Origin of the sequence: Streptomyces sp. NPDC000345, assembly GCF_042898825.1 — a bacterium.
Lineage (GTDB): Bacteria > Actinomycetota > Actinomycetes > Streptomycetales > Streptomycetaceae > Streptomyces.
Genome location: NZ_JBIAZE010000017.1, coordinates 21526 through 44427 on the forward strand (window position 1 = coordinate 21526; position 22902 = coordinate 44427).

Sequence of the window (22902 nt, forward strand, 5' to 3'; positions counted from 1 at the left end):
CCCGGACGGGGCGGGGACGAATCAGGACACCGGCCGTGAATCAGCCCAGGCCAGTTCGAACTCCTCGCGGTATGCCGCGAAAAGCCCCCCTTCGTCCACCTCGCCCGGCTTCACCACCCGGTTGCCGTTGCGCAGCACCAGCACCGGCGCCTCCATGCCGCGCATGCGCCGCAGATAGGACTGGACGACCGCGATGCCGTCGGTGCCGTCGCCGTCGACGAGATAGGCGGTGAACCGGGGTGTCTCGTCGTAGACCTGGATCTGGAAGGCCCCCGGGTCGCGCAGCCGGGAGCGGACGCGGCGCATGTGGAGGATGTTCATCTCCACCGCACGGCTCAGTTCGCCCCGTTTCATCCCGAGTTCGCGTTCGCGGCGCTTGACCGCGCTGGAGGCGGGGTTGAGGAACAGCAGCCGGACGCGGGCACCGGCCTCGGCGAGGCGGACCAGGCGCCGGCCGGAGAAGTTCTGCACGAGCAGGTTGAGGCCGATGCCGATGGCGTCGATGCGGCGGGAGCCGTCGAAGATGTCCTCCGCGGGGAACTGGCGCAGCAGCCGCACCCGGTCGGAGTGGACGGCGACGACGTCCGCGTACCGGTCGCCGACGAGGTCCTCGACCGCGTCGACGGGCAGCCGGCGCGCGGACGGCACGTCGCCGCCGGTGCCGAGCATCTCCAGCAGCCGTGCGGAGGCCCGCTCGGCCTGGCCGAGGACGGCCTCGGACAGCGCCCGGTTGCGGGAGACGACGTTGCGGGTCACCTCCAGCTCGTCCAGGGCGAGTTCGACGTCCCGGCGGTCGTCGAGATAGGGCTCGAAGCACGGCCAGTGCTGCACCATCAGCTCGCGCAGCTGCGGCAGCGTGAGGAAGGAGATGACGTTGTCGTCGGCCGGGTCGAGCAAGTAGCCCTTGCGGCGGCTGACTTCACGGACCGCGACGGCGCGCTGCACCCATTCCTGGCCGGCGGGGCCGGCCGCGGCGACAACCCACTCGTCGCCGTGGACGGGTTCGTAGATGGGCCGCAGCACGGCGGCCACCACGGCGCGCAGCCGCTGTTCGACGAGGTTCAGCCAGATGTAGGCCCGGCCGGCCCGCTGGGCGCGGGTGCGCACCTCGCGCCAGGCTTCGGCGTCCCAGTCCAGCTCCGGCCCGATGGCGTTGGTCTCCATCGGCCGGGCCAGGGACACCGTTCCGGGCGGGACGTCTGTGGAGCTCCCCTCGTGACCCTCGTCACCAGGGGGCAGCTCCAGCCCTCCCGAGCCCACCCAAGCACCGCCTTCCGCTCCGTTGAGCTCTCCCCGTCTCAACGATCAAGGAAGGGTACTCCGGGAGCGGTCGGCGGTGCAGCCGGATGGGCAGGTCGTTTCTCAACTGCCGGTGTCGGGGCGACCGTTCTCACCCTTGAGGGCGGACGGCGTGAGCGGATTCATGGCGGTGACGTCCCTGGGGGCGATGGAGAAGCCCTGCCAGTGGACCGGCATGGGCTGCTGGTCCTCGTCGCGCGCGATGTGGTGGAAGCCCACGTTCACCCAGGCCACGGGGTGCTTGAGGGTCTGCCCGTTCACCCACTTGTCGACGGTCTTGGGGTGTCCCGTACCGCAGCTGAGGGGGTTGTTGCTGGCGTACATCTCGCACTTGTTGTACTCGGTGAAGTAGACGTCGTGCCGGGTGAAGCCGCGTCCGGAGTACTTGGTGGTGGCGCCGGGGACGAGCTCGTAGCTGCGCGCGTGGCCGTCCTTGTTCTTGCCGATGCTGCTGACCACGCGCCACCAGCGCATGTTCTTGGCGTCGCCCGCGAGTTCCTTGGTGACCGGGGTGCGGGTGGTCTTGTTGGTCGGGCCCTGCTGGCCGCTCGCGGGCGGGCTGACGACCGAGTCGTACTGCTCGATCTTGTTGGCCGAGGAGCCGTCCAGGCCGAAGTCGAGCCGCCAGAAGACGTTGTGGCTGTGGCTGGTGGCGTAGGACGTGGCGCCCTTGCCTATGGGCCAGCCGCGGCCGTCGCCGGCGTCGTAGTCGAAGGGCGATAGGCTGCCGGTGGCCCCGACGTTCATGTTGACCGTGCCGTCGTCGGAGAAGCGCCACTCGGTCATGTACTCGTACCAGCCGACCTGGTTGACCGTGTAGACGAGCAGGTCCTTGCCCTGGGCCTGGTAGACCTTGGTGCCCTCGGCCTGCATGCGGTAGGCGTGGCCGCGCGACCGGGTCGTGGTGCACAGGCCCTTGACGTCGGGGTGCTGGGGGTCCATGGCCTGGGGGACCTTCACCGTCTTGATGGTGCCGCCGGGACACTCGGCGGGGGCCAGGTTCACCAGGCCGGAGCCGAAGTTGTAGTCGGTGATGTCGTTGTACTCGTTCTTGCCGTCGTCGTACGGCACATGGATCTGGGCGAGCTTGGCGCTGGTGAGGACCCGGATCGGCTTGGTCTCGCCGGGCGGCTGGTAGGTGACCTTCTCCAGGACGAGCCCGGACTTGGCCTCGTAGCGCCAGCACATGCGCCAGGTCGTGCCGGTGGAGAGCTTCTGTTCGATGCGGTAGGCCGCGCTGCAGTCGGCCGCCGCGGCGGGGGCGGCCTTCGGCTGGGCGACGGCGGGGCCGGCCCCGGCGGTCGCGCCGGCGGCCAGCGCGGCCAGGGACAGACCGACGGCCGCTCCCTTGTGGGTACGGCTCATTCTGGTGACACGCATGTGGACATGACTCCTTGGCAGGAGGTGGTGAGTGGGAAAGGTGGACGCGCGAGCCGACTCAGCTGTCGAGCTTCGCGACCTTGCCGGTGCTGAGGTCGATCACCAGGGACCGGGCGTCGATCCAGGGACCGTTCTTGACCTTCGGCAGCAGACGCACGCAGCGGTGCTCGCCGCACGGGTCGAGACTCGCGGGCTGGGCGCCCGGCACCGCCCGGTAGACCATGCTGGCGAGCAGCAGCTGGTCCGGGGAGGTGAGCTCCTTGCCGGTGGCGTCCTTGTAGTCGGCCTTCAGGCCCGCGCCGAGCGGGTCGGCGATCAGCAGCCGGGCCGCCTCGTTCTGCTCGTCGGGGCTCAGCGGCGGCTGGACACCGCGCTGGGTGCCGGTGTTCTCGACCTTGCCGGTGTCGAGGTTGACCGTCTTGGTGACCAGGGTGTCGTTCTTGTAGTCGTAGAACGTCACGTCGGCGCGCCGGGGCGCGTCCGGGTCGTCCAGCTCGTCCGCCTCCGGGGCGGCGAGCTCCACGCCGAGGCGCTGCGGGCCGCGCTCGCCCTCGACGTTCTCACCCGCGCTGAGCTGCTGCCGGCTGAGCGCGAGACGCTCCGCCCGCTTCATCTCGTCGTCGGTGAGCGGGTCGCTGCCCTTGCCCTTCTCCCCCTCGTCCGGGGCCTGCTCGACGACACCGGGCCGGACCACGCCGCCCTGGTCCCCGGCCGCCGCCTGCCCCGCCGTCCGTCCGGCCTTCCCGCCTGCCGTGTCGTCGGCCCCCGCCGTGCCCGGCAGGGTGATCCCGATCATCACGGCTGTCGCGGCCACCGCGATGGCCGTACCCGCCACCACCTTGCCCAGGTGGCGACGCACTGTCGTGCGCACAATTGCCCCCTACTCCCCCTGTCGCCCGGGAGTATGTTCGTCTGCCCCACTGGTTCGGCATGCGCCGTATGCCGGCGTATGCACTGGTCGACAGGTAAGAGGGGCGTAAGTCGCGGGTGGTTCCATCACTTTCCGGGAGACTCGACGGCAAGGCGCCCCCGGCGCGGCGGCACACCTGAAAGAGTCATTTCATGCAGGTCTGGCCTGGAGAGGCGTATCCCCTCGGCGCCACGTACGACGGCGCCGGCACGAACTTCGCGGTCTTCACGGAGGCCGCGGACCGAGTAGAGCTGTGTCTGCTGCACGACGACGGCTCGGAGACGGCGGTGGAACTGCGGGAGAGCGACGCGTTCGTCCGGCACGCGTACCTGCCGGGCGTGATGCCCGGACAGCGGTACGGCTTCCGGATGCACGGGCCGTACGAACCCGCGCGCGGGCTGCGCTGCAACTCGGCGAAGCTGCTGCTCGACCCGTACGCGAAGGCGGTCAGCGGCTCGGTCCGCTGGGGCGAGGAGGTGTACGGCTACCCGTTCGGCTCCCCCGACAGGCGCAACGACCTCGACTCGGCGCCGCACACGATGACGTCGGTGGTGGTCAACCCGTACTTCGACTGGGGCGACGACCGGCCGCCGCGGACGGAGTACCACCGCACGGTGATCTACGAGGCCCATGTGAAGGGTCTGACGATGCGCCATCCGGGGCTGCCGGAGGAGCTGCGCGGCACCTACGCGGCCCTCGCGCACCCGGCGATCATCGAACACCTGACCGGGCTCGGTGTGACGGCACTGGAGCTGATGCCGGTGCACCAGTTCGTCAACGACCACCGGCTGGTCGACATGGGCCTGAACAACTACTGGGGCTACAACACGATCGGCTTCTTCGCCCCGCACAACGCGTACGCCTCCTGGGGCGACCGCGGCCAGCAGGTGCTGGAGTTCAAGTCGGCGGTGCGCGCGCTGCACGAGGCGGGGATCGAGGTCATCCTCGACGTGGTCTACAACCACACCGCCGAGGGCAACCACCTGGGGCCGACGCTGTCCTTCCGGGGCATCGACAACCAGCGGTACTACCGGCTGGCCGACGACCCCCGCTACTACATGGACACCACGGGCACCGGGAACTCGCTGCTGATGCGGTCCCCGCACGTCCTGCAGATGATCATGGACTCGTTGCGGTACTGGGTCACCGAGATGCACGTGGACGGGTTCCGCTTCGACCTCGCGGCGACCCTGGCCCGGCAGTTCCACGAGGTGGACCGGCTGTCGTCGTTCTTCGACCTGGTGCAGCAGGACCCGGTCGTCTCGCAGGTGAAGCTGATCGCCGAGCCGTGGGACGTGGGCGAGGGCGGCTACCAGGTGGGCAACTTCCCGCCGCTGTGGACGGAGTGGAACGGCAAGTACCGGGACACCGTGCGCGACCTGTGGCGGGGCGAGCAGCGCACGCTCGCGGAGTTCGCCTCCCGGCTGACCGGCTCGTCCGACCTCTACCAGGACGACGGCCGCCGCCCGCTCGCCTCCATCAACTTCGTGACCTGCCACGACGGCTTCACCCTGCACGACCTCGTCTCGTACAACGACAAGCACAACCAGGCCAACGGGGAGGACAACCGGGACGGCGAGAGCCACAACCGGTCGTGGAACTGCGGGGCCGAGGGCGAGAGCGACGACCCGCAGGTGCTGCGGCTGCGGGGCCGGCAGATGCGCAACTTCATCGCCACGCTGCTGCTGTCCCAGGGCGTGCCGATGATCAGCCACGGCGACGAGTTCGGGCGCACCCAGCAGGGCAACAACAACGCCTACTGCCAGGACAGCGAGCTCGCGTGGGTGGCGTGGCCGGACGCCGGGGGGCCCGGCGGCGAGCTGCTGGACTTCACGCGCGCGCTGACCCGGCTGCGCCGCGAGCACCCGGTGTTCCGGCGGCGCCGCTTCTTCCACGGGCGGCCCGTGGAGGGCACCCACGACGAGCTGTCGGACATCGCCTGGTTCACGCCGGAGGGCAAGGAGATGACCCAGCGGGACTGGGAGGGGGCGCAGGCGTCGGCACTGTCGGTGTTCCTCAACGGCAACGCGATCTCGGAGCCGGGCCCGCGCGGGGAGCGGATCACCGACGACTCCTTCCTGCTGTTGTTCAACGCCTCCCCGAAGTCCCTGGAGTTCGTGGTGCCGGTGGACCACGGGCGGCAGTGGCAGGTGGTCGTGGACACCGCCGAGCCGGAGGCGCTCGCGCAGGGGCCGGCCCGCAAGGTGCAGGCCGGCGACCGGCTGACGCTGGTGGACCGGAGCATGACGGTGCTGCAGCGACCGGCCGGGTAGACCGGGGCCGTGGGTGGCGCCGCGGTCCGGTGACCGCGGTCCGGTGACCGCGGTCCGGTGACCGCGGTCCGGCGCGGCGGGAGGGTCGCGGCCGGTCCGGGCGTGGCCGGTCGTGCGGACGCGGCGCGGCCGCGTGCCGGCAGGGCCCCGCGCCCCTTCGGGGTGCGGCGGCGGCCGTGGGTGTGTCAGGGCGCACGAACGGGTGCCGGGCGGGTACGTAGGTTTCCATGACCCCTGCGCGCCCCGCCCCCGCCCCGCCCACGGCCACCTACCGGCTGCAGCTGCAGCCCGCCTTCCCGTTCGCGGCCGCGGCGGCGGCCGTGCCGTACCTGGCCTCGCTCGGCGTCTCGCATCTGCATCTGTCGCCGGTCCTCGAGGCCGTGCCCGGCTCCCCGCACGGCTACGACGTCGTGGACCACGCGCGGGTGCGCGAGGAGCTGGGCGGTGAGGAGGGGCTGCGGGCGCTGGCGCGCGCCGCGCGGGAGCACGGGCTCGGCCTGGTCGTGGACATCGTGCCGAACCACATGGCGATGGCCCCGCGCCACAACCGTGCCCTGTGGGAGGTGCTGCGGGAGGGCCCGAAGTCGCCCTACGCGCGCTGGTTCGACGTCGACTGGGAGGCGCGCGGCGGCCAGGTGCTCGTCCCGGTGCTCGGCCACCCCGTCGGCACTGAGCTGGAGCACCTGCGGGTGGACGGCGGTGTGCTGCGCTACTACGACCACGTCCTGCCGCTGCGCGAGGGCACCGAGGACCTGCCGCTGCCGCAACTGCTCGACGCCCAGTGGTACCGCCCGGTGTGGTGGCGGCTGGCCCGCACCGAGCTCAACTACCGGCGGTTCTTCAGCATCTCGGAGCTGATCGGGGTGCGGGTGGAGGATCCGGAGGTCTTCGAGGCCACCCACGGCAAGATCCTGCAGCTGCTGCACGAGGGCGTCGTCGACGGCCTGCGGGTCGACCACCCGGACGGCCTCGCCGACCCCGACGCCTACCTGGAGCGGCTGCACGAGGCCACGGGGGGCCGCTGGACGGTCGTCGAGAAGATCCTCGCGGACGACGAGCGGCTGCCGGACTCCTGGCCCGTGGCCGGCACCACCGGTTACGACGCCCTGCGCCGCGTCGACGGCCTGTTCACGGACCCCGCGGGGGCCCGGGAGCTGCTCGCCCTCTACCGGCGCTTCGCGGCCCCGCAGACGGACCGGGGCGGCGACTGGGCGGCCACCGCGCGGAGGGCGGCGTACGGGGTGCTCTCGCACGAGCTGGCGGCCGAACTGGACCGGCTGACCAGGCTCGCGTCCCGGCTGTGCGCGAGCGCCCCGGACCCCGTGCTGCGCGACCGGGCGCCGTGGGCGCTGCGCACGGCGCTGGTGGAGCTCCTCGTCCGGCTGGAGGTCTACCGGCCGTACGCCTCGGGCGATCCGGCCTGCGTGGTCACCGAGGAGGCGGCCGAGGAGGCGCGGAGCGCGTTCATGGTGCCGGAGGAGGCGGGCGCGGTCGACACGGTGCGCGCGCTGGTGCTCGGCGGCGAGGGGCCCCTGCGCGCGGAGTTCCGGGCCCGGTTCGCGCAGACGGCGTCCGCGCTGCGCGCCAAGTCGGTGGAGGACACGGCGTTCTACCGCTACGTCCCGCTGCTCGCGGCGAACGAGGTGGGCGGCGAGCCGGGCCGCCCCGGGGTGTCCCCGGAGGAGTTCCACGCGTACTGCGCGCGCGTGCAGCGCGACTGGCCGGCCACCGGGACGGTCGTGTCGACGCACGACACCAAGCGCAGCGCCGACGTGCGGGCCGCGCTGGCGGTGCTCACCGAGTGCCCGGCCCGCTGGGACCGGGTTCTGGAGCAGGTCACGCGCGCGGAGGAGGAGGTGCCGGACGGGCAGCTGGCGTGGGCGGCCTGGCAGACGGTGTTCGGGCTCGGCCCCGCGGCCCCGGAGCGGGTGCGGGAGGCGCTGCTCAAGCACGTGCGCGAGGCGGGCCTGTACACGAGCTGGACCGAGCAGGAGCCGCCGTACGAGGAGGCGGTGGCCGCGTTCCTCGCGGCGGGGCCGTGCGGGGCGCCGGGCGAGCGGGTGGCGGCACTGCGCGAGGCGCTGGAGCCGCACATCCGGGCCAACGTGCTCGGTACGGCGCTGGTGCACCTGACGATGCCGGGGGTCCCGGACGTCTACCAGGGCACGGAGGCCGAGTACCGCGCCCTGGTGGACCCCGACAACCGGCGTCCCGTGCGGTTCCCGCCCGAGGACCCCGGTGAGAAGGCCGCGGTGACCGAGGCGGCCCTGCGGCTGCGCCGGCACCGGCCGGGCGTCTTCGGGAGCACGGCGACGTACGAGCCGTTGACCGCCGAGGGGCCGGCCGCGGAGCACTGCCTGGCGTTCGCGCGCTCGGGCGAGGCGGTCACGGCGGTGACGCGGCTGTCGCTGCGGCTGGCGGAGGCGGGCGGCTGGCGGGACACCCGGCTGCCGCTGCCGCCGGGGCGGTGGCGCGACGCGCTCGCTCCGGAGCGGGAGTTCTCGGGGCACGCGCGCGTGGCCGAGCTGTTCGCGCCGCTGCCGGTGGCGCTGCTGGAGAGGGCGGCGGGCTGAGGAGGGGGACCGGGGGGACGCCGGGTCGGCCTGCGCCCGGTGCGGCGTGCGTCGGCGGGTGCCGGTTCGGGCCGGGGGTGGTCGCGAGGTCGGGGGGGGTGCGGCGGGCTGGCGGGCGGGCGTGGCCGTGCGGCGGTCGGCGGGCGGGCGTGGCCGTGCGGCGGTCGGCGGCTTCGTCGGCTCGGCGGCTTCGGCGTGACCGTTCGGTGCGCCGACGGGCGCCCCTCGCGCCTCCCGGGGCGTTCTTGACAGTTCACAGAGTCCGTGGGGTACTGCGGAGAGCGAAGCCGGTCGGACATGACGGGGGTGAGTCTCCTGCCGGTGCTGCGCTACCCCACGGTTCCCGAACTGACCTTCTCCGCCCGTGCCCTGGCCGCGCGACACTCCGGTCTGTGCGCTCTGCGGCAGGTGGGGCTCTCCCGTGCGGGCCGTCCCCTGCACCTGCTGTCGGTGGGGCGCGCGCGGCGGGCCGTACTGGTCGTCGCGGGCGCCCACGCCAACGAGCCGACGGGCGGCCCGACCCTGCTGGCGCTGGCCGAACGGGTGCTGCACGAACGGGGGTTGCGCACCGGCGTCTCCTGGCACTTCCTGCTGTGCGCGGACCCGGACGGGGCGAGTCTGCACATCACGCCGGCGCCGCGCAGTCTGCTGGAGTACCACCTGGGGTTCTTCCGGCCCGCGGGCCCGGAGCAGCCGGAGTGGTCGCCCGCCGTGCTGCCGCCCGACCGGCTGCCGCCCGAGACTCGCGCGCTGACCCGGATCATCGACGAGCTGCGTCCCTATCTGCAGGTGACCCTGCACGGCACCGACCTGGGCGGCAGCTGGGTGCAGCTGACCAAGGACATCCCGGGGCTCGCCGAGCCGTTCGCCAAGTCCGCGGCGCGGCTGCACATCCCGGTGGAGACGGGCGCCTCGGACGCGGCGGGCTGGCCGGCGTCCGGGCCGGGGGTGCACGTGATGCCGGACGCCGGCGTGGCCGCGGCGTACCCGAGCATGCCGGACGACGCGCGGCACAGCACCTGGTACCACGCCCATCGCTACGGCGGTCTGACCGCGGTGGTGGAGGTGCCGATGTGGGCGAGCGACCTGGTGGACGACCCCGCCCCGCATCCCGCCCCGGCCGCGGCGATCCGGCGCCTCGCGGAGCGGCTGCTGCGGGACTCGCGGGAGGTGGAGGGAGTGCTCGCCGAGGCGCTGCCGCGGCTGGAGGGCGCCGACGGACCCCTCCTGCGGGCGGCCAGATGGGCGCTGGGGCTGGTCCCGGGGCTGGCGGCCGACTGGACCGGCACGCCGCCGGCCGGTACGACGATGGCGTACGTCGGGAGCGTGGACGCCTTCGCCCGGCGGCTGCCGCTGCGGGCGGCGGCGATGCTGTGGCGGGTCCTGCAGGAGAACGACGACCACGCGGCCCCGCGCCTCGAACAGCTCGTGGAGGACTGGAGCGACGCCTTCGCCGTGCGCTTCCGCGCCCGCTGGGTGCCACTGGAGCACCAGGTCGAACACCAGAGCCGCACGGTCCTCGCGGCAGCACTCCACGCCCGCAAGCGATCGGCCTAGAACACCCCGCCCGCACCGCCCCTCCCGGCAGGCGCACCCCCACCGCCCTCCCCGCACGAGCACCCCTCCACCGCGCTCCCGGCACGCTCGCCGAAACCGGCCTTCCCCACACGAGCACCCGCCACCGCCACTCCCCCACGTGCACGCGCACGCGGGACCGGCCCTCCCCGCACGCACCCCCACACCAGTCCTCCCCGCCCGACACAGACGCATGCCCACGGTGGCCCCCTGCCAGGGCATCTGCGGGGCCCCTGCCGGGCGCCGCACGGCGGCCCGCGCCGGTCTCTCCCCTCCCGCCACGCACGCGTGCCCGCTCGTGCCCACGCCCGATCCCAGCCCCTCGCGCGCGAGGGGTGGCCCAGGAGTGCCCCCGTGCGCACACCGGCCCGGCCCGGCCCGCCTCCCGCGCCAGACACGCGAGCGCGTACGAGACCACCCCGGACCCGGCCACACACGCTCGAACCCACCCCCGACCCCGGCCACGCGCGCGGGTACCCACCCCGGTCGTCCCTGAGCCGGCACGCGCGTGTGTGCGCCGCGGCGTCGCCCCGCCGCGATCAGGCCCCGGGGGCCGCCGTGTCCGGGGCGTCCATCGCGAAGACCGCGCCCGTGCGGGCGGTCATCTCGCAGGCGTTGCCGAAGGTCTCGGTGTACTCGACGGGGCGCCCGTTCCACTGCCCGCTCGCCCGGGCCGTCACCGGGGCGTAGACGAGGGCGCAGACGGTGTCCCCGGCCGCCGGGAGGGCGCGGAGGTCCCCGTTCACCGCGGCGAGCTGCGCGCAGGCCTCGGCGGCGCGGCGGTGGCCCTGGGGCGGGGCGCACCGCAGCAGGGTCGCACGGGTGTCACGGGAGGGGGAGGTGTCCCCGGTGACCGTGAGCTGGAGCCAGTTGCCGGGGAGCGGGTCCTGGGAGGCCGCCCGGGCCGGGGCGGCGGAGGCGGCGAGGAGGAGGGCGGCGGCGGCCGGCAGGGCACGCCGGAGCGGTGCGGCGGGGAACGCGTAGAAGTGCTTCATTCCCGGTGCATCGGCAGGGCGGCCTGCGTCCCCCAGTCCGGCTCACCCGAACGCGTGGGATCCCGGTGCCGCCCGGCCAGTTCGAACGCGGCGAGCACGACCCGCGCCTGGTACTCGACCTGGCGGGCGACGGGGATCCAGCGGGCCTGGCAGTCGTCCTGGTAGGCGGCGCACCAGCGGTCGATGAGCCCGTCCAGCTCCGGCAGCACACCGGCCGGGTCGCGGCCCGCGCCGGCGACGAGCTGGTGCAGCAGGCCGGCGGTCCGGACGGCGATGCGGCGGCCGGCGATGCGCAGGGCGGTCAGATGGGCGGTGCTGAGCGTCGGGAGGGGGCGGCGTGGGTCGGTGGTGTCGGGGTCCCAGGCATCGGCGAGTCCGGGGCAGACGAGGAGGTGGTCGTCGACGGGCGCGAGCAGACGGGCCGTCTCGGCGGTGCCGCCGAGGTGGGGCCGCGCCCGGGTGAGGATACGTTCCAGCACCTGGACGTCGTGGCGCAGCTCGCCGCTGACGGCGCGCAGCACGGCGTCCCGGTCGGCGGGCGGCGATCCGTCCTCGACGGCGGCCACGCCCCACATGGGCGCCTCGACGACCGCCGTGACGGTGCCGTACCGGTGCGGGTGGTGCCAGGTCGACTCGACGGCGGCCTCGGTGATGGCGGCGGCCAGGTCGCCGGGGTGCGGCGGCGGGATACGGTAGACGGCGGGTCCCAGAGCGGGCCAGTACAGGGTGTCGTAGGGCCCGAGTTCGCGGGGGATGCCGAGACGGGCGGCGGCGTGGGCGACGCGCCGGTCGAGGCCGGGCAGGTCACGGGTGAGTTCCACGAAGCCGCCGCCGACGTCGACGCCGTGCAGCGAGCACTGGAAGAAAGGTTTCAGTTCGTCCTGGAGACGGAGCAGCGCCCGCGTCTCCGGGAGCGCGGCACCGGCCGCCCCGTCGGGCAGCCACTCGGGCTGTTCCAGGAAGCCGGGCCGGAAGAAGTGCCGGAAGTAGCGGCCGAGGCTGTAGGGGCCGGTCAGCCAGCCCTCGTTGCGGCGCAGCCCGTCGGGGTCGAGGCAGAGCAGCAGGTTCCAGGTGGCGTCGGCACCCTCGGTGAGCCGGGGGTCGGCGAGGGCGCGTTCGGCCAGCCTGAGGACCGTGGCGCCGCCGACCGGCTCGTTGGCATGCGGTCCGGCGACGACGAGGACCTGGCGGCTGCCCCGGCCGACGGAGAGCAGCCACAGGGGGGTGCCCTCGCGGGAGACGCCGACACGGCGCAGCCCGGCGTCCCGGGGACGGCGGGCGGCGAGCGCGGCGGCGCGGGCCGCGAGTTCGTCCACGGTCGGATAGCGGAGGAGTGGCGGCAGGGCACACCTCCAGGGCGGCGCCGTCGGTTCACCGGGCGTGTCGGGTGTACGCACAGTGAGTCATGGTGCGGGGGTACGTCAACACCGCCGCCCGCGCCGGGACTTGACCGCGCCGGCGGGCCGGTTCAGTTCGCCGAGAGGCGGAACGCCACCCTCCCGAAGGCGACCTGGTCGCCCTCGCGCACGACGGCCGCGCCGATGACCCGGCGGCCGTTGACGGTGGTCCCGTTGGTCGAACCGAGGTCGCGCAGCACCCACATGCCGCCCTGGCGGCTGAGTTCGGCGTGCACGCGCGAGACGCTCTCGTGGGTCAGTCGCAGCCCGCTCACCGGGTCGCGGCCGATGCGCAGCGCGTGCTCGGTGCCGGGGTGCGGCAGCAGCAGCTTGGGCAGCCGCTCGGCCTGCCAGGCCCGGCGCAGCCGGACGGTGAACCCGGAGACGGCCTCGACGGTGCCGAAGACCACGCGCGCGAAGCGGTTCTCCTTGGGCAGGTCGGCGGTGAGGGCGGCCAGTTCGTCGGAGCGGCGGGCGGCGAGGGCGAGTTCCATGCGCCGGATGAAGGTGTCGTGCGACAGGCGGCCCATGGCGACGCCGTCACGGAGCACCTTCAGCGCCCTGTCGCGCTCCGCGTCGGACAGCCGCGCGGGGTGGTAGGTGTTGAACTCGAAAGACGACGTCACGCAGGTGATTGTCGGTCAGTGAACCCCGGGTGTCCAGGAAACGGAGAAACGCCGGTACGCGCGCGTGGCCGACGACACCCGCCGCGACGGGGGTGTCCCCTCGGCGGGCGGATCTCGTTTACAGCACGATGGACCCGGCTACATCACGGTGAGCAGACGTAAGGGGAACCGTCCGTGCAGTTCGAGGTGTGGGCACCGCAGGCCGAACGGGTCGCGCTGCGGTGCGACGACGTCACGCGCGCGCTGCGGCGCGATCCGGAGCGCGCGGGATGGTGGACCGGAGAGGCGGAGGCCGCGGACGGCACGCGGTACGGCTTCTCGGTGGACGACGGTCCCGTCCGCCCCGACCCGCGTTCGCGCCGCCAGCCGGACGGCCCGGACGGGCTGAGCGCGGTCGTCGACCACGGCCGGTACGCGTGGCGCGCGCCGTGGGCCGGGCGCCCGCTGCCGGGCGCGGTCCTGTACGAGCTGCACGTGGGCACGTACACCCCCGAGGGAACCCTGGACGCGGCCGCCGAACGTCTCGGCCATCTCGCCGGACTGGGCGTCACCCACGTGGAGTTGATGCCGCTGTGCCCGTTCCCCGGCCGGCACGGCTGGGGGTACGACGGGGTCTCGCCGTGGGCCGTGCACGAGCCGTACGGCGGTCCCGAGGCGCTGAAGCGGTTCGTCGACCGGGCGCACGAGCTGGGTCTCGGGGTGGTCCTGGACGTCGTCCACAACCACCTGGGCCCGTCGGGCAATTACCTGCCCGGGTTCGGCCCGTACTTCACCGAACGGCATCACACGCCGTGGGGCGCGGCCGTGAACCTGGACGCCCCGGGCTCGGACGAGGTACGGGCGTTTCTGCTGGGCAGTGCGCTGGCGTGGCTGCGGGACTACCGGCTCGACGGGCTGCGGCTGGACGCGGTGCACGCGCTCGCCGACACACGCGCGTACCACTTCCTGGAGGAACTGTCGGCGGCCGTGGACGCCCTCGCCGCCGAGACGGGCCGGCCGCTGTTCCTGATCGCCGAGTCCGACCTGAACGACCCGCGGCTGATCACCCCCCGCCGCGAGGGCGGCCTCGGGCTGCACGCCCAGTGGAACGACGACTTCCACCACGCCCTGCACACCGCGCTCACCGGTGAGTCCCAGGGTTACTACGGCGACTTCGCGCGCGATCCGTTCGCCGCGCTCGTCAAGACCCTCACCGGCGGCTTCTTCCACGACGGCACGTACTCCGGCTTCCGCGAGCGGCACCACGGGCGCCCGCTGGACCGCGCCCGCGTCCCCGCGCACCGGCTCCTCGGCTACTCCCAGACCCACGACCAGATCGGCAACCGCGCCCAGGGCGACCGGCTCGCGGCGGCCCTCTCCCCCGGCCTCCTCGCCTGCGCGGCGGCGCTGACGCTGACCGCGCCGTTCACGCCGATGCTGTTCATGGGCGAGGAGTGGGCGGCGGGCACGCCGTGGCAGTACTTCACCGACCACACCGACCCCGAGCTCGCCGAGGCCGTACGGCGGGGCAGGCGGCGGGAGTTCGCGGCGCACGGCTGGGCCGAGGCGGACGTGCCGGACCCGCAGGACCCGAAGACGCGGGACCGCTCCTGCCTGGACTGGTCCGAGCCGCGGCGTGAGCCCCACGCGCGCGTGCTGGCCTGGTACCGCGAGCTGATCGCGCTGCGGCACGCCCAGCCGGACCTCACCGACCCCGACCTCGCCGACATCAAGGTCGCCCACGACGCCCGGGCCCGCTGGCTCGCCTTCCGGCGCGGAGACGTCCGGGTGGCCGTGAACCTCGCGAAGGAGCCGGCGGCGATCCCGCTCGGCCCCCGCCCGGCCCGGGTGCTCGCCGCGTGGGAGCCGGTGGAGGTACCGGGCCCGGACGGTCTGCTGCACGTGCCCCCGGAGTCGTGCGTGGTGCTGGAACAGGAGTGAACCGCGCGGTGGCGGGCCCCGCCTTCCGCCCGCACGACGGACGACAGGGTCCCCGCGTTCCGCCCGCACGACGGACGGCACGGCCCCGCGTTCCGCCTGCACGGAGGACGACGCGGCCCCCGCAGCCGCCGCGCGAGGAGGCCGTACCCTCCCCCGGGCGGTACCGGTCCGGCGGCCCACGCCGAGGACCCGGCGCCCGGCCCACCCCTGGGAAGGGGAACCCCGGACGCCCCCCTGCCTCCCCGTCTGGTACCCGCTCGAAGACCCACGCCGAGAACCCGGGACCCGGCCCACCCCTGAACGCCGAGGAGCCCCCCGGACGCCCCCCGCCACCCCGACTCGTACCCGACCGGCGACACGCCGAGAACCCGGGGCCCGGCCCACCCCTGGACGCCGAGGAGCCCCCGGGCGCCCCCCTGGCTCCCTGCACCGTGACCGCCGGGAAGGCGCTAGTCGTCGCCGTCCCGGAACTCTGTCACCCGCTCCAGCAGGATGGCCTCCCAGGCGCGGTGGAGCTGGGTGCGCAGGAGGGGCAGGGGGTCCGTGCCGTGGCCGTTCAGGCGGTCGGCGAGGCGGACGACCGTGTCGCAGCGGGCCAGCCAGAGGCCGCGCAGGCAGGGACGGGCGCCGTAGCCGGCGAGGGTGGCGGCGCGGACGGCGGCGCCGGAGCCCACGGCGAGGGCGAGGCCGGCGATGTCCTCGGCGGGGTCGCCGATCACCGCGTCCGTCCAGTCGAGGACGCCCCGCACCCGGCCGTCGGCGCTGACCACGAGGTGCTCGCCGCGCAGCCGGTGATGGACGAGCACGGCGGTGGCGGGCTGGGCGGCCAGCTGGGCCGCGCCGGGCGGGGTGAGCTGGTTCAGGCGCAGGGGGTCGAACTCGTCGGCGCGGGCGAGGGCCGCGCCGGCGGTGACGGCCATGCGGCGCAGCGCCTCCAGCGAGCGCGGGGCGGTCCGCGGCACGCCGAGCGCCTCGGCCTGCCGGGGCGGCACCTCGCGCAGTCCGCCGAGCAGTCCCGCGAGGTCGGCCTCGCCGACGGCGGACACGTCGTGCTCCTCGGCGGTGCCCCCGGGCAGCCTGGTGTCCAGGGTGCAGATCAGGCCGGGCGACCATTCGCCCTGCGCCACGCTGGTGGGCACGGCGACGGGGACGTACGGGCGGACGAGGTCGCGCAGCCGCAGTTCGCGGCGTCGGCGCACGGTCGCCTCGCGGTCGGGGGCGAGCCGCAGCACATGGCGGGTGCCGACCCACCAGGTGGAGTGCGCGCCCTCCTCGGCGACGGGGCGCACCTCGGGCCCCGAGCCGCCCGGGTCGCCCTGCTTGAGGAGCGCGCGGACCAGTCGGCGGACGGTGTCCGCGGTGGGTGTCGGTGCCTGGGTCATGATCGCGCCGTTGCCGTTCGGATGGGTGCCGGACTCCTGGGGAGGGGTCTCCTGGGGATGCGTTCAGTCCACTATGACCAGCTCGCGGGTGGTGTCGTTGAGGCGGCGTCCGCCGTCCTCGGTGACGGTGACGATGTCCTCGATGCGTACCCCGAACCGGCCGGGCAGGTACACACCGGGTTCCACGGAGAAGCACATGCCGGGCACGAGGGGCTGCTCCTCGCCCTCGATCATGTACGGCGGCTCGTGGGTGGTGACGCCGATGCCGTGGCCGGTGCGGTGGATGAAGTACTCGCCGTACCCGGCGCCGGCGATCACCGCGCGGGCGGCCCGGTCGACCTCCTGGCAGGCGACGCCGGGCCGTACGGCTCGGAAGCCCGCCTCCTGCGCCTCGCGGACGAGGTCGTGGACCCGGCGTTCCTCCTCGGTGGGTTCGCCGACGTGGACGGTGCGGGAGGTGTCGGAGCCGTAGCCGTCCTTGAGACCGCCGAAGTCGAGGACGACCATGTCGCCGTGTTCGATGACGCGGTCGCCCACCTCGTGGTGCGGGTTGGCGCCGTTGGGCCCGGAGGCGACGATGGTGAAGTCGACCTGGGAGTGCCCGAAGCGCCGCAGCAGCCCGGCGAGGTCGGCACCGACCTCGGACTCCCGGCGGCCGCTGAAGCGCACGGTGCGGATCTCCTCGAACGTCCGGTCGGCGGCGGCTCCCGCGGCCGCCATCAGCTCCAGTTCCGCCGCGTCCTTGACGGCCCGCAGCATCGGCAGGGCCTCGGTGAGGGAGGCGTAGGACGTCCCGGGCAGCGTTCTCTGCAGGTGCAGCAGGTGCATCGCCCAGGCGTTGTCGCTGATGCCGAACCGCCCGCGCGGGTCGAGCAGGCCGGCGGTGAGGGCGTAGGGGTCCCTGCCGTCGGTCCAGTCCCGCAGGGTGAGCGCCGGGGCACCGGCCGCCTTCGCCGCGTCGGGGGCCTCCAGCGCCGGGACGACGAGGACGGGATCCTCGCCGGGGGCGAGGACGAGCAGGGTGAGCCGTTCGGTGTCGGCGGGGGGCGCGTAGCCGGTGAGCCAGACGAGGTCGGGTCCCGGCGCCACGAGGAGCCCGGCGAGTCCGGCGTCGGCGGCCTCGCGCACGGCCCGTTCCATACGGGCCCGGTAGTCGTCGGTGGCGAAGGGCGCGGGGGCGGTGCCGGTCATCCGGGTCTCCCGATGGGTCGTGGTGACTGACATGGTGGCCGACGTCGCGGCTGACGTGAGGACCACGGGCAGCATCCTGCCCGGACAGCGGGGGCCGCGCGAGCCGGTCGGCCCGGTTTCCGGCGCGGGGCGGGCCCGGGACGGTTCGGGTCAGCTCTCCAGGGCCATGCGGACGCCCAGGAGCAGCAGCACGCCCCCGGACACCTGCTCCAGCCGCCGGCGGACCCCGGCGCGGGACAGCACGGCCTTCATCCGCCCGACGCACCACACGTAGAGGCCGTAGTAGCCCACCTCGTACACGGCCCACAGGGCGGCGAGGCCCACCATGGCCGGCAGGTGCGGGGCGCCCTCCGGGACGAACTGCGGCAGGAAGGACAGGGCGAAGACGGCGGCCTTGGGATTGGCGAGGTTCAGCAGCAGCCCGGCGCGGTAGGAGGCCCAGCCGCTCTTCTCGCCGGTCTCCCAGCCCTCGGCGCCCTCGCCGCCGTCCTTCCTCGTCCGGCGGGCCTGCCGCAGCGCCTGGACGCCGAACCAGACCAGGACGACCGCGCCGACGACGCGCATCACGTCGTACGCCATCTCGGAGGCCGCGAGCAGGGCGGTCAGGCCGAACGCGGCCACGACGCCCCAGACGAAGACACCGGTCTCGTTGCCGAGCACGGTCAGCAGACCCGAGCGGCGGCTGCGCAGGGACTGCTTGATGATCAGCACGGTGCTGGGCCCGGGCGAGGCCGCGATGAGGGTGCAGGCGCCGAGGAAGGCGGGGAGGGTGCTCAGCATGGGCACATGGTGGACTCGGGGCACCTGCCGTGGCCAGTGGTTTGCCGGGGAGGGAACCCACGGCTGCCCGCCGGCCCCCCGGGCGGCGGGCCACCCCGCGCCGGGGTCGGCCGGGGACGTTCGCCACGCAGGGGACGACCGTCATGCGCTGGTATCGGCCGCTCGGGTGCCGGACCGTGAGCGTGGTCTCGTCCCCGGGCCGGGCCTCGGCGACCGCTCGCGCCGGGTCCGCCGCCGAGTCGGCGTTCGTCCGGGCGAACGCCGGCGGGACGTCGCCGCGCACCAGGCCGGCCGAGTGGCCGGGCCCGGGGACGCGGACGGCGACGATCCGGGCACCCGCCCTGTCCGCGTGCGTCCACGACCCGCAGGCCGAAGACGGCGCGGGCGGCCGGCTGCGCGGGGTGGTCCGGTGCGGCGGGTTCCGGGCGTAGGGGCCGGGGGTCCGTGCCCGGCACCCGCTGTCCGGTCCGCCGTTGCGGCTCGGCCGGCCTGCCGTGCCGCTCACGCTCGCCCCGAGTGTGCCCAGCCCGACGCCGGAGAGGACCAGCGCCGCGGCGGCGACCAGGCCGGGCAGCAAGCGAGACCGGCGACCCTGCCTTCGGCGGGGCGGCGGACCCAGGGGCGCCGTGCGCGTTCAGTCGGGGTCCGGGCGAGCGGCGAGAGGCCGGAAGGCGCCGCTCACGCGCGCGTGGACAGCGCCTGCGCCAGTGCCGCCGCCGCGCCCGTCGGTGTCCCGGCGTGGACGAGTTCGGTCCGGTGGACGACCCGGGGCTCGGTGACCGGGACGGCGGCCGTGCCCGGGACGCCCGTGGCCGCCGAGCGGGGCAGCAGCGCCAGCCCGTGGCCGGCGGCGGCCAGCGCCGTCAGGACCCGGACGTCGGTGCCGTCGTAACGCAGGGCGGCCCGGAAGCCGTGGCCGCCGTTCGCGGCGCGCAGCTGAGGCAGCGGCAGGGCCGTGTCGGGGGCGTCGAGCCAGCGCGCGTCGGCGAGGTCGCCGAGGCGCAGACCGGCGCGGCGGGCCTGCGGGTGGGTCACGGGCAGCAGGACGCACACCGGTTCCTCCGCCACGCCGTACGTCGTCAGGGGCGCCACGTCGGGCAGTCGGAGCGGGTCGCTGGGCGCGGCCAGGCCGTCCACGAGACCGAGGTCGGCGGTGCCGGTGGCGACGGCGGCGGGGACGTCGTCGCGGGCGAGGACACGCAGGGTCACCCCGGCGGGCGGCAGCGCGGCGAGCGCGGCCGGGCCGAGAGCCGTCGGCGAGGTGGCCAGGGACAGCCCGTGCGCGGGCGCGGCGGCGATCCGTACGACGTCGGCGCGGGCCGCCTCCAGGCGCAGCAGCAGCGGGCCCGCGTGTTCCAGGAGCCGTTCGCCCGCCGCCGTGGGAGCGACGGGACGCCGGGTGAGCAGCGGTGCGCCCAGGTCCTGTTCGAGGGAGGCGATGTGCTGGGAGACCGCCGACTGGGTGTAGCCGAGTTCCCGGGCGGCCTCGGAGAAGGAGGCGAGGCGGGCGACGGTGACGTAGGTGCGCAGGAGGTGCGGGTCCATGCGGCCCAGGGTCTCATCAGCAACGCTGATGGAGAGTGCAGGAATCATCGTTGGACGTGAACTCGGCGGGGCCCGCAGGATGAGGGACATGACCGACAGCGCAGCTCAGATCGCCACGGTCGCCCTGGTCGGCGACCGCTCCCCCAACGTCGTCTCGCACAGCCGCGTCCCCCTCCTGCTGGACGCCCTCGCCACCCGGGACCGGCTGGTCCTGGACGCCCACTGGATCCCCTCCGAGGACGCCGAGCACGCGGACGCGGTGCGCGGCTTCGACGCGGTGTGGGTGATGCCGGGCAGCCCCTACCGCAGCGAGGCGGGCGTGCTGTCCGCGATCCGCACCGCGCGCGAGGAGGGCATCCCGTTCCTCGGCACCTGCGGAGGGTTCCAGCACGCGCTCCTGGAGTTCGCCCGGAACGTCTGCGGGCTCCCGCACGTGGCGCACGCCGAGAACGACCCCGACGCCGACGACTTCCTCATCGAACCCCTGGCCTGTTCCCTCGCCGGACACGAGGACACCGTCCGTCTGGAGCCGGGGTCGCTCGCCCACGGCCTGCTCGGCGCGGAGCGCACGGTCGAGCGCTACTCCTGCCACTACGGGCCGTCCCGCCACCTCGGCACCCTGCGCACCCACGGCCTGTGCTTCTCCGGCCACGACGAGGACGGCCTGCCCCGGATCGCCGAACTCCCGGGCCACCCGTTCTTCCTGGCCTCCCTCTTCCAGCCGGAGCTGTACGGCGACGGCTCGCGCCCGCACCCGATGATCCGGGGCCTGGCGCGAGCCGCGGTCGGGCACGCCGCCCGGAGGCAGCCTCAGCCCAGGTGACCCGACAGATGGGGTACGGGTGGCGCGGGCGGCCGGTCCGGGAGGAAGCCGTGGGCGCGGCGGCCCAGGTAGGCGGCCTTGTAGCGGTCGACCTCGCGGTGCCAGTGCAGAATGCCCGCCAGCCAGTTCTGCAGGTCGGTCACATAGTTCCCCATGGCCTCGCGGGCCTCGGCCGACAGTCCGAAGTCGTCGTACAGGACGGGCAGTTCGTGCGCGATGACGTGCTCGAACTGCCGCATCCGCTGGGTCATCAGGTCGTGGACGATGCCCAGTGCGGTCGGGTAGTCGCAGCCGAAGAAGTTCTGCACGACGAGGATCGCGTTGTGCATCTCGCCCTCGTACTCGATCTCCTTCTGGTACGAGAAGACGTCGTTGGTCAGGCAGGCGTAGTCCACCGCCGCGTTCTCCAGGGCGCGGACGACGCCGCTGCGGTAGACCTCCGGCGGGACGGCGGGGCCCTGGCCCATGCGGCACAGGCTCAGGGTGAGGTCGGAGCCGAAGGTGGCGCGGCGCATCTCGAGGTAGTCGACCGGGTCGGGGACGCGGTTCTGGAGCTGGTTGGACAGCTCCCACACCCAGCTCTCGGTCATCGTGTCGACCGCGTCGCGCAGGGTGCGCCGCTGATCCGGGGTCATGCCGACGGTGGTGCGGGCCCACAGGTCGATCAGGCCGCGTTCCATGCCGTTGACGGGGACGACGGGGACAGGCTCGCCGTCGACGGGCATGCAGGCCGACAGGCGGGCCGTGGTGAGGCGGGCGGCGGCCAGGTCGCGGCGGCCGCCGAAGACCAGCGGGTAGTAGTCGTCGCCGTAGGTGCCCCAGGCGAGCCACTGGGCGCTGAGGTCGAGGGCGTCGGGCGTGGCGTCCGGGTCGAGGCCGGCCGAGCACAGGGGGAGGTCGTAGGCGGCGAGTTTGTCCTCGTCCCAGACTCCTTCCTGCAGCATGCCCATGCGGTGCATCCAGGCGGTCAGTCGCGGACGGCACGCCGCCAGGTGCGGGCTGAGCGCGACCTGGTAGGGCATGTGGAAGTCGGGCAGCCGTGACGGGCCGACCTTCTGGAACGGCACGTGCGCGTACGCCCGGAGTCGCTCCGCGGCGGCCGAGGCGAGCAGCGCGACGACGTCGGCGGCGGAGGTGCCCGGGCCGGTGAGCCTCTGCCAGGGGGCACCGGAGGCGGCGCCCCCGTTCATGTAGCGGCTGGAGCGCATGTGCCACTCGTGGCCGCCGGACTGCCAGTCCTGCAGTCCCTTGGCGTACGCGGCCACGGCGGCGACCTCGTCCGGCCGCAGGCCCTTCTCCAGGGCGAGCGCGGGGAATTCGGTGAAGGCGGTGTGCTCGAACTGGTGGAGGCGCGAGGTGAGGATGTCGTTGACGGTGTCGGCGGCCTCCTGAGTGGTGCAGCCGAAGAAGGTCTCCAGGACCAGCACGCCGTTGCTGTTCTCCCCCTCGTCCTCGACCTCGCGCTGGTAGGAGAACAGGTCGTTGCGCAGGTGCACGGCGTCGGAGAAGGTCTCCATCAGCACCCGCAGCGGCCGCGATCCCGCGACGGCCGCCGGAACCTCGGCGGTGGCGTACTCCACGAGGCCCGCCGACCAGGGGGCGCCGCCCACCTTGCGGCGCATCTCGATGTACTCGACGGGGTTGGCGACGCGCCCCTCGTCGATGTTGGACAGCTCCCACATCGACTCGTTCAGCAGATGCTCGGTCGCCACGGCGAACCGGCGGCGCCAGTCCGCCGACATGGCCGGCACGGTCCGTGCCCACAGGTCCTTCAGGCCCGCCTCGACCGGGTTGAGGGGTTCGGGCACCGGTGTCGAGGGGGCCGGCGGCATGAACAGCGGGAGCCGGTCCAGATGCGCCTTGCCGGCGGCGCGGTCCGGGGTGCGCTTGAACATGTCGAGGAAGTGGTCGTCGAAGAAGAACACCCACACGTACCAGTCGGTGATCAGCGACAGGGCGGGGCCGTCGCAGTCGGGGTGGGTGTAGGCGCAGAGCAGGCCGTAGTCGTGCGCCTCCAGGTCGGCCTGCTCCCAGATCCCGGACCCCTCCAGCATGCCCATGTCGCGCGCCCACCGGGTCGAGTGGGCGCGTGCCTCCTCGACGTGCGGGTTCAGCCGCGCGGGGTGCGGCAGGTAAAAGTGCGGGAGTTCGAACGGCTGCGTCATGGCCGGGCCCTACCCGGGGGCCCGGACGGACATCCGGACGGCGGCACATGATCACACCATCGCGTGAA

At 74.2% G+C, this 22902-nt stretch carries 17 protein-coding genes; 6 read left to right on the forward strand and 11 right to left on the reverse strand.

The features are described from left to right. Positions 1-21: 21 nt before the first annotated feature. The 3 genes from ACFY30_RS31920 to ACFY30_RS31930 all read right to left on the reverse strand — a co-directional run bounded on the left by ACFY30_RS31920 (position 22) and on the right by ACFY30_RS31930 (position 3550). Entirely contained in the window at positions 22-1260 is a 1239-nt protein-coding gene (locus tag ACFY30_RS31920; protein ID WP_390662093.1) for an SAV2148 family HEPN domain-containing protein, read from the reverse strand. A gap of 102 nt (positions 1261-1362) precedes the next feature. Continuing rightward, complete coding sequence (locus tag ACFY30_RS31925; protein ID WP_390848622.1) at positions 1363-2679, reverse strand: copper amine oxidase; 1317 nt, start codon at positions 2677-2679, stop codon at positions 1363-1365. Between the two features lie 58 nt (positions 2680-2737). After that, a complete protein-coding gene (locus ACFY30_RS31930; protein ID WP_390848623.1) occupies positions 2738-3550 on the reverse strand; it encodes a Tat pathway signal sequence domain protein in 813 nt (270 codons plus the stop codon). Positions 3551-3741: 191 nt separating this feature from the next. Between ACFY30_RS31930 and glgX the strand changes: the two genes are divergently transcribed. From glgX to ACFY30_RS31945, 3 genes are all read left to right on the forward strand, one after another. Continuing rightward, entirely contained in the window at positions 3742-5862 is a 2121-nt protein-coding gene (glgX, locus tag ACFY30_RS31935; protein ID WP_390848624.1) for a glycogen debranching protein GlgX, read from the forward strand. 227 nt (positions 5863-6089) lie between these two features. After that, a complete protein-coding gene (gene treY / locus ACFY30_RS31940) occupies positions 6090-8435 on the forward strand; it encodes a malto-oligosyltrehalose synthase (protein WP_390848625.1) in 2346 nt (781 codons plus the stop codon). A gap of 306 nt (positions 8436-8741) precedes the next feature. Beyond that, positions 8742-9992, forward strand: coding sequence for a M14 family zinc carboxypeptidase (locus ACFY30_RS31945; protein ID WP_390848754.1), 1251 nt, complete (start codon positions 8742-8744; stop codon positions 9990-9992). Positions 9993-10549: 557 nt separating this feature from the next. Here the strand turns inward: ACFY30_RS31945 and ACFY30_RS31950 are convergent. From ACFY30_RS31950 to ACFY30_RS31960, 3 genes are all read right to left on the reverse strand, one after another. Next, positions 10550-11005, reverse strand: a complete 456-nt coding sequence (locus ACFY30_RS31950) for an SSI family serine proteinase inhibitor (protein WP_390848626.1) — start codon at positions 11003-11005, stop codon at positions 10550-10552. Continuing rightward, complete coding sequence (locus ACFY30_RS31955; protein ID WP_390848627.1) at positions 11002-12321, reverse strand: M14 family zinc carboxypeptidase; 1320 nt, start codon at positions 12319-12321, stop codon at positions 11002-11004. The genes ACFY30_RS31950 and ACFY30_RS31955 overlap by 4 nt, the downstream gene beginning before the upstream one ends. Positions 12322-12473: 152 nt before the next feature. Next, positions 12474-13028 (reverse strand): FHA domain-containing protein, encoded by a 555-nt coding sequence (locus tag ACFY30_RS31960; protein WP_390662083.1) that lies wholly within the window; start codon positions 13026-13028, stop codon positions 12474-12476. Between the two features lie 174 nt (positions 13029-13202). On the opposite strand from ACFY30_RS31960, the gene treZ reads away from it, so the two are divergent. After that, positions 13203-14948 carry a malto-oligosyltrehalose trehalohydrolase gene (gene treZ, locus ACFY30_RS31965; protein WP_390848628.1) on the forward strand — a complete coding sequence of 582 codons (1746 nt, stop codon included), beginning with the start codon at positions 13203-13205 and terminating at the stop codon, positions 14946-14948. Positions 14949-15397: 449 nt separating this feature from the next. Here treZ and ACFY30_RS31970 read toward each other — a convergent pair whose 3' ends face one another. The 3 genes from ACFY30_RS31970 to ACFY30_RS31980 all read right to left on the reverse strand — a co-directional run bounded on the left by ACFY30_RS31970 (position 15398) and on the right by ACFY30_RS31980 (position 18301). Further along, positions 15398-16330, reverse strand: coding sequence for an aminoglycoside phosphotransferase family protein (locus tag ACFY30_RS31970; RefSeq protein WP_390848629.1), 933 nt, complete (start codon positions 16328-16330; stop codon positions 15398-15400). A 63-nt stretch (positions 16331-16393) separates the two neighbouring features. Next, a complete protein-coding gene (locus ACFY30_RS31975) occupies positions 16394-17521 on the reverse strand; it encodes an aminopeptidase P family protein (RefSeq protein WP_390848630.1) in 1128 nt (375 codons plus the stop codon). Between the two features lie 150 nt (positions 17522-17671). Further along, on the reverse strand, positions 17672-18301 hold the full coding sequence (locus ACFY30_RS31980; protein WP_390848631.1) for a LysE family translocator: 630 nt from the start codon (positions 18299-18301) through the stop codon (positions 17672-17674). 176 nt (positions 18302-18477) lie between these two features. On the opposite strand from ACFY30_RS31980, the gene ACFY30_RS31985 reads away from it, so the two are divergent. Then, positions 18478-18732 (forward strand): hypothetical protein, encoded by a 255-nt coding sequence (locus ACFY30_RS31985; protein WP_390848632.1) that lies wholly within the window; start codon positions 18478-18480, stop codon positions 18730-18732. A 247-nt stretch (positions 18733-18979) separates the two neighbouring features. Here the strand turns inward: ACFY30_RS31985 and ACFY30_RS31990 are convergent, their stop codons facing one another. Then, entirely contained in the window at positions 18980-19846 is an 867-nt protein-coding gene (locus ACFY30_RS31990; protein WP_390848633.1) for a LysR family transcriptional regulator, read from the reverse strand. An 88-nt stretch (positions 19847-19934) separates the two neighbouring features. On the opposite strand from ACFY30_RS31990, the gene ACFY30_RS31995 reads away from it, so the two are divergent. After that, a complete protein-coding gene (locus tag ACFY30_RS31995) occupies positions 19935-20669 on the forward strand; it encodes a hypothetical protein (RefSeq protein WP_390848634.1) in 735 nt (244 codons plus the stop codon). Here the strand turns inward: ACFY30_RS31995 and cyc2 are convergent. Next, on the reverse strand, positions 20657-22834 hold the full coding sequence (gene cyc2, locus ACFY30_RS32000; RefSeq protein ID WP_390848635.1) for a germacradienol/geosmin synthase Cyc2: 2178 nt from the start codon (positions 22832-22834) through the stop codon (positions 20657-20659). The two genes, ACFY30_RS31995 and cyc2, sit on opposite strands and share 13 nt — an antisense overlap. Positions 22835-22902: the final 68 nt, after the last annotated feature.

Coding starts and splice junctions, on each gene's coding strand:
- treY (WP_390848625.1), top strand. CDS start 6,090: ATGACCCCTGCGCGCCCCGCCCCCGCCCCGCCCACGGCCACCTACCGG.
- ACFY30_RS31925 (WP_390848622.1), bottom strand. CDS start 2,679: ATGCGTGTCACCAGAATGAGCCGTACCCACAAGGGAGCGGCCGTCGGT.
- ACFY30_RS31975 (WP_390848630.1), bottom strand. CDS start 17,521: ATGACCGGCACCGCCCCCGCGCCCTTCGCCACCGACGACTACCGGGCC.
- ACFY30_RS31980 (WP_390848631.1), bottom strand. CDS start 18,301: ATGCTGAGCACCCTCCCCGCCTTCCTCGGCGCCTGCACCCTCATCGCG.
- ACFY30_RS31995 (WP_390848634.1), top strand. CDS start 19,935: ATGACCGACAGCGCAGCTCAGATCGCCACGGTCGCCCTGGTCGGCGAC.
- ACFY30_RS31990 (WP_390848633.1), bottom strand. CDS start 19,846: ATGGACCCGCACCTCCTGCGCACCTACGTCACCGTCGCCCGCCTCGCC.
- glgX (WP_390848624.1), top strand. CDS start 3,742: ATGCAGGTCTGGCCTGGAGAGGCGTATCCCCTCGGCGCCACGTACGAC.
- ACFY30_RS31950 (WP_390848626.1), bottom strand. CDS start 11,005: ATGAAGCACTTCTACGCGTTCCCCGCCGCACCGCTCCGGCGTGCCCTG.
- cyc2 (WP_390848635.1), bottom strand. CDS start 22,834: ATGACGCAGCCGTTCGAACTCCCGCACTTTTACCTGCCGCACCCCGCG.
- ACFY30_RS31970 (WP_390848629.1), bottom strand. CDS start 16,330: ATGACCCAGGCACCGACACCCACCGCGGACACCGTCCGCCGACTGGTC.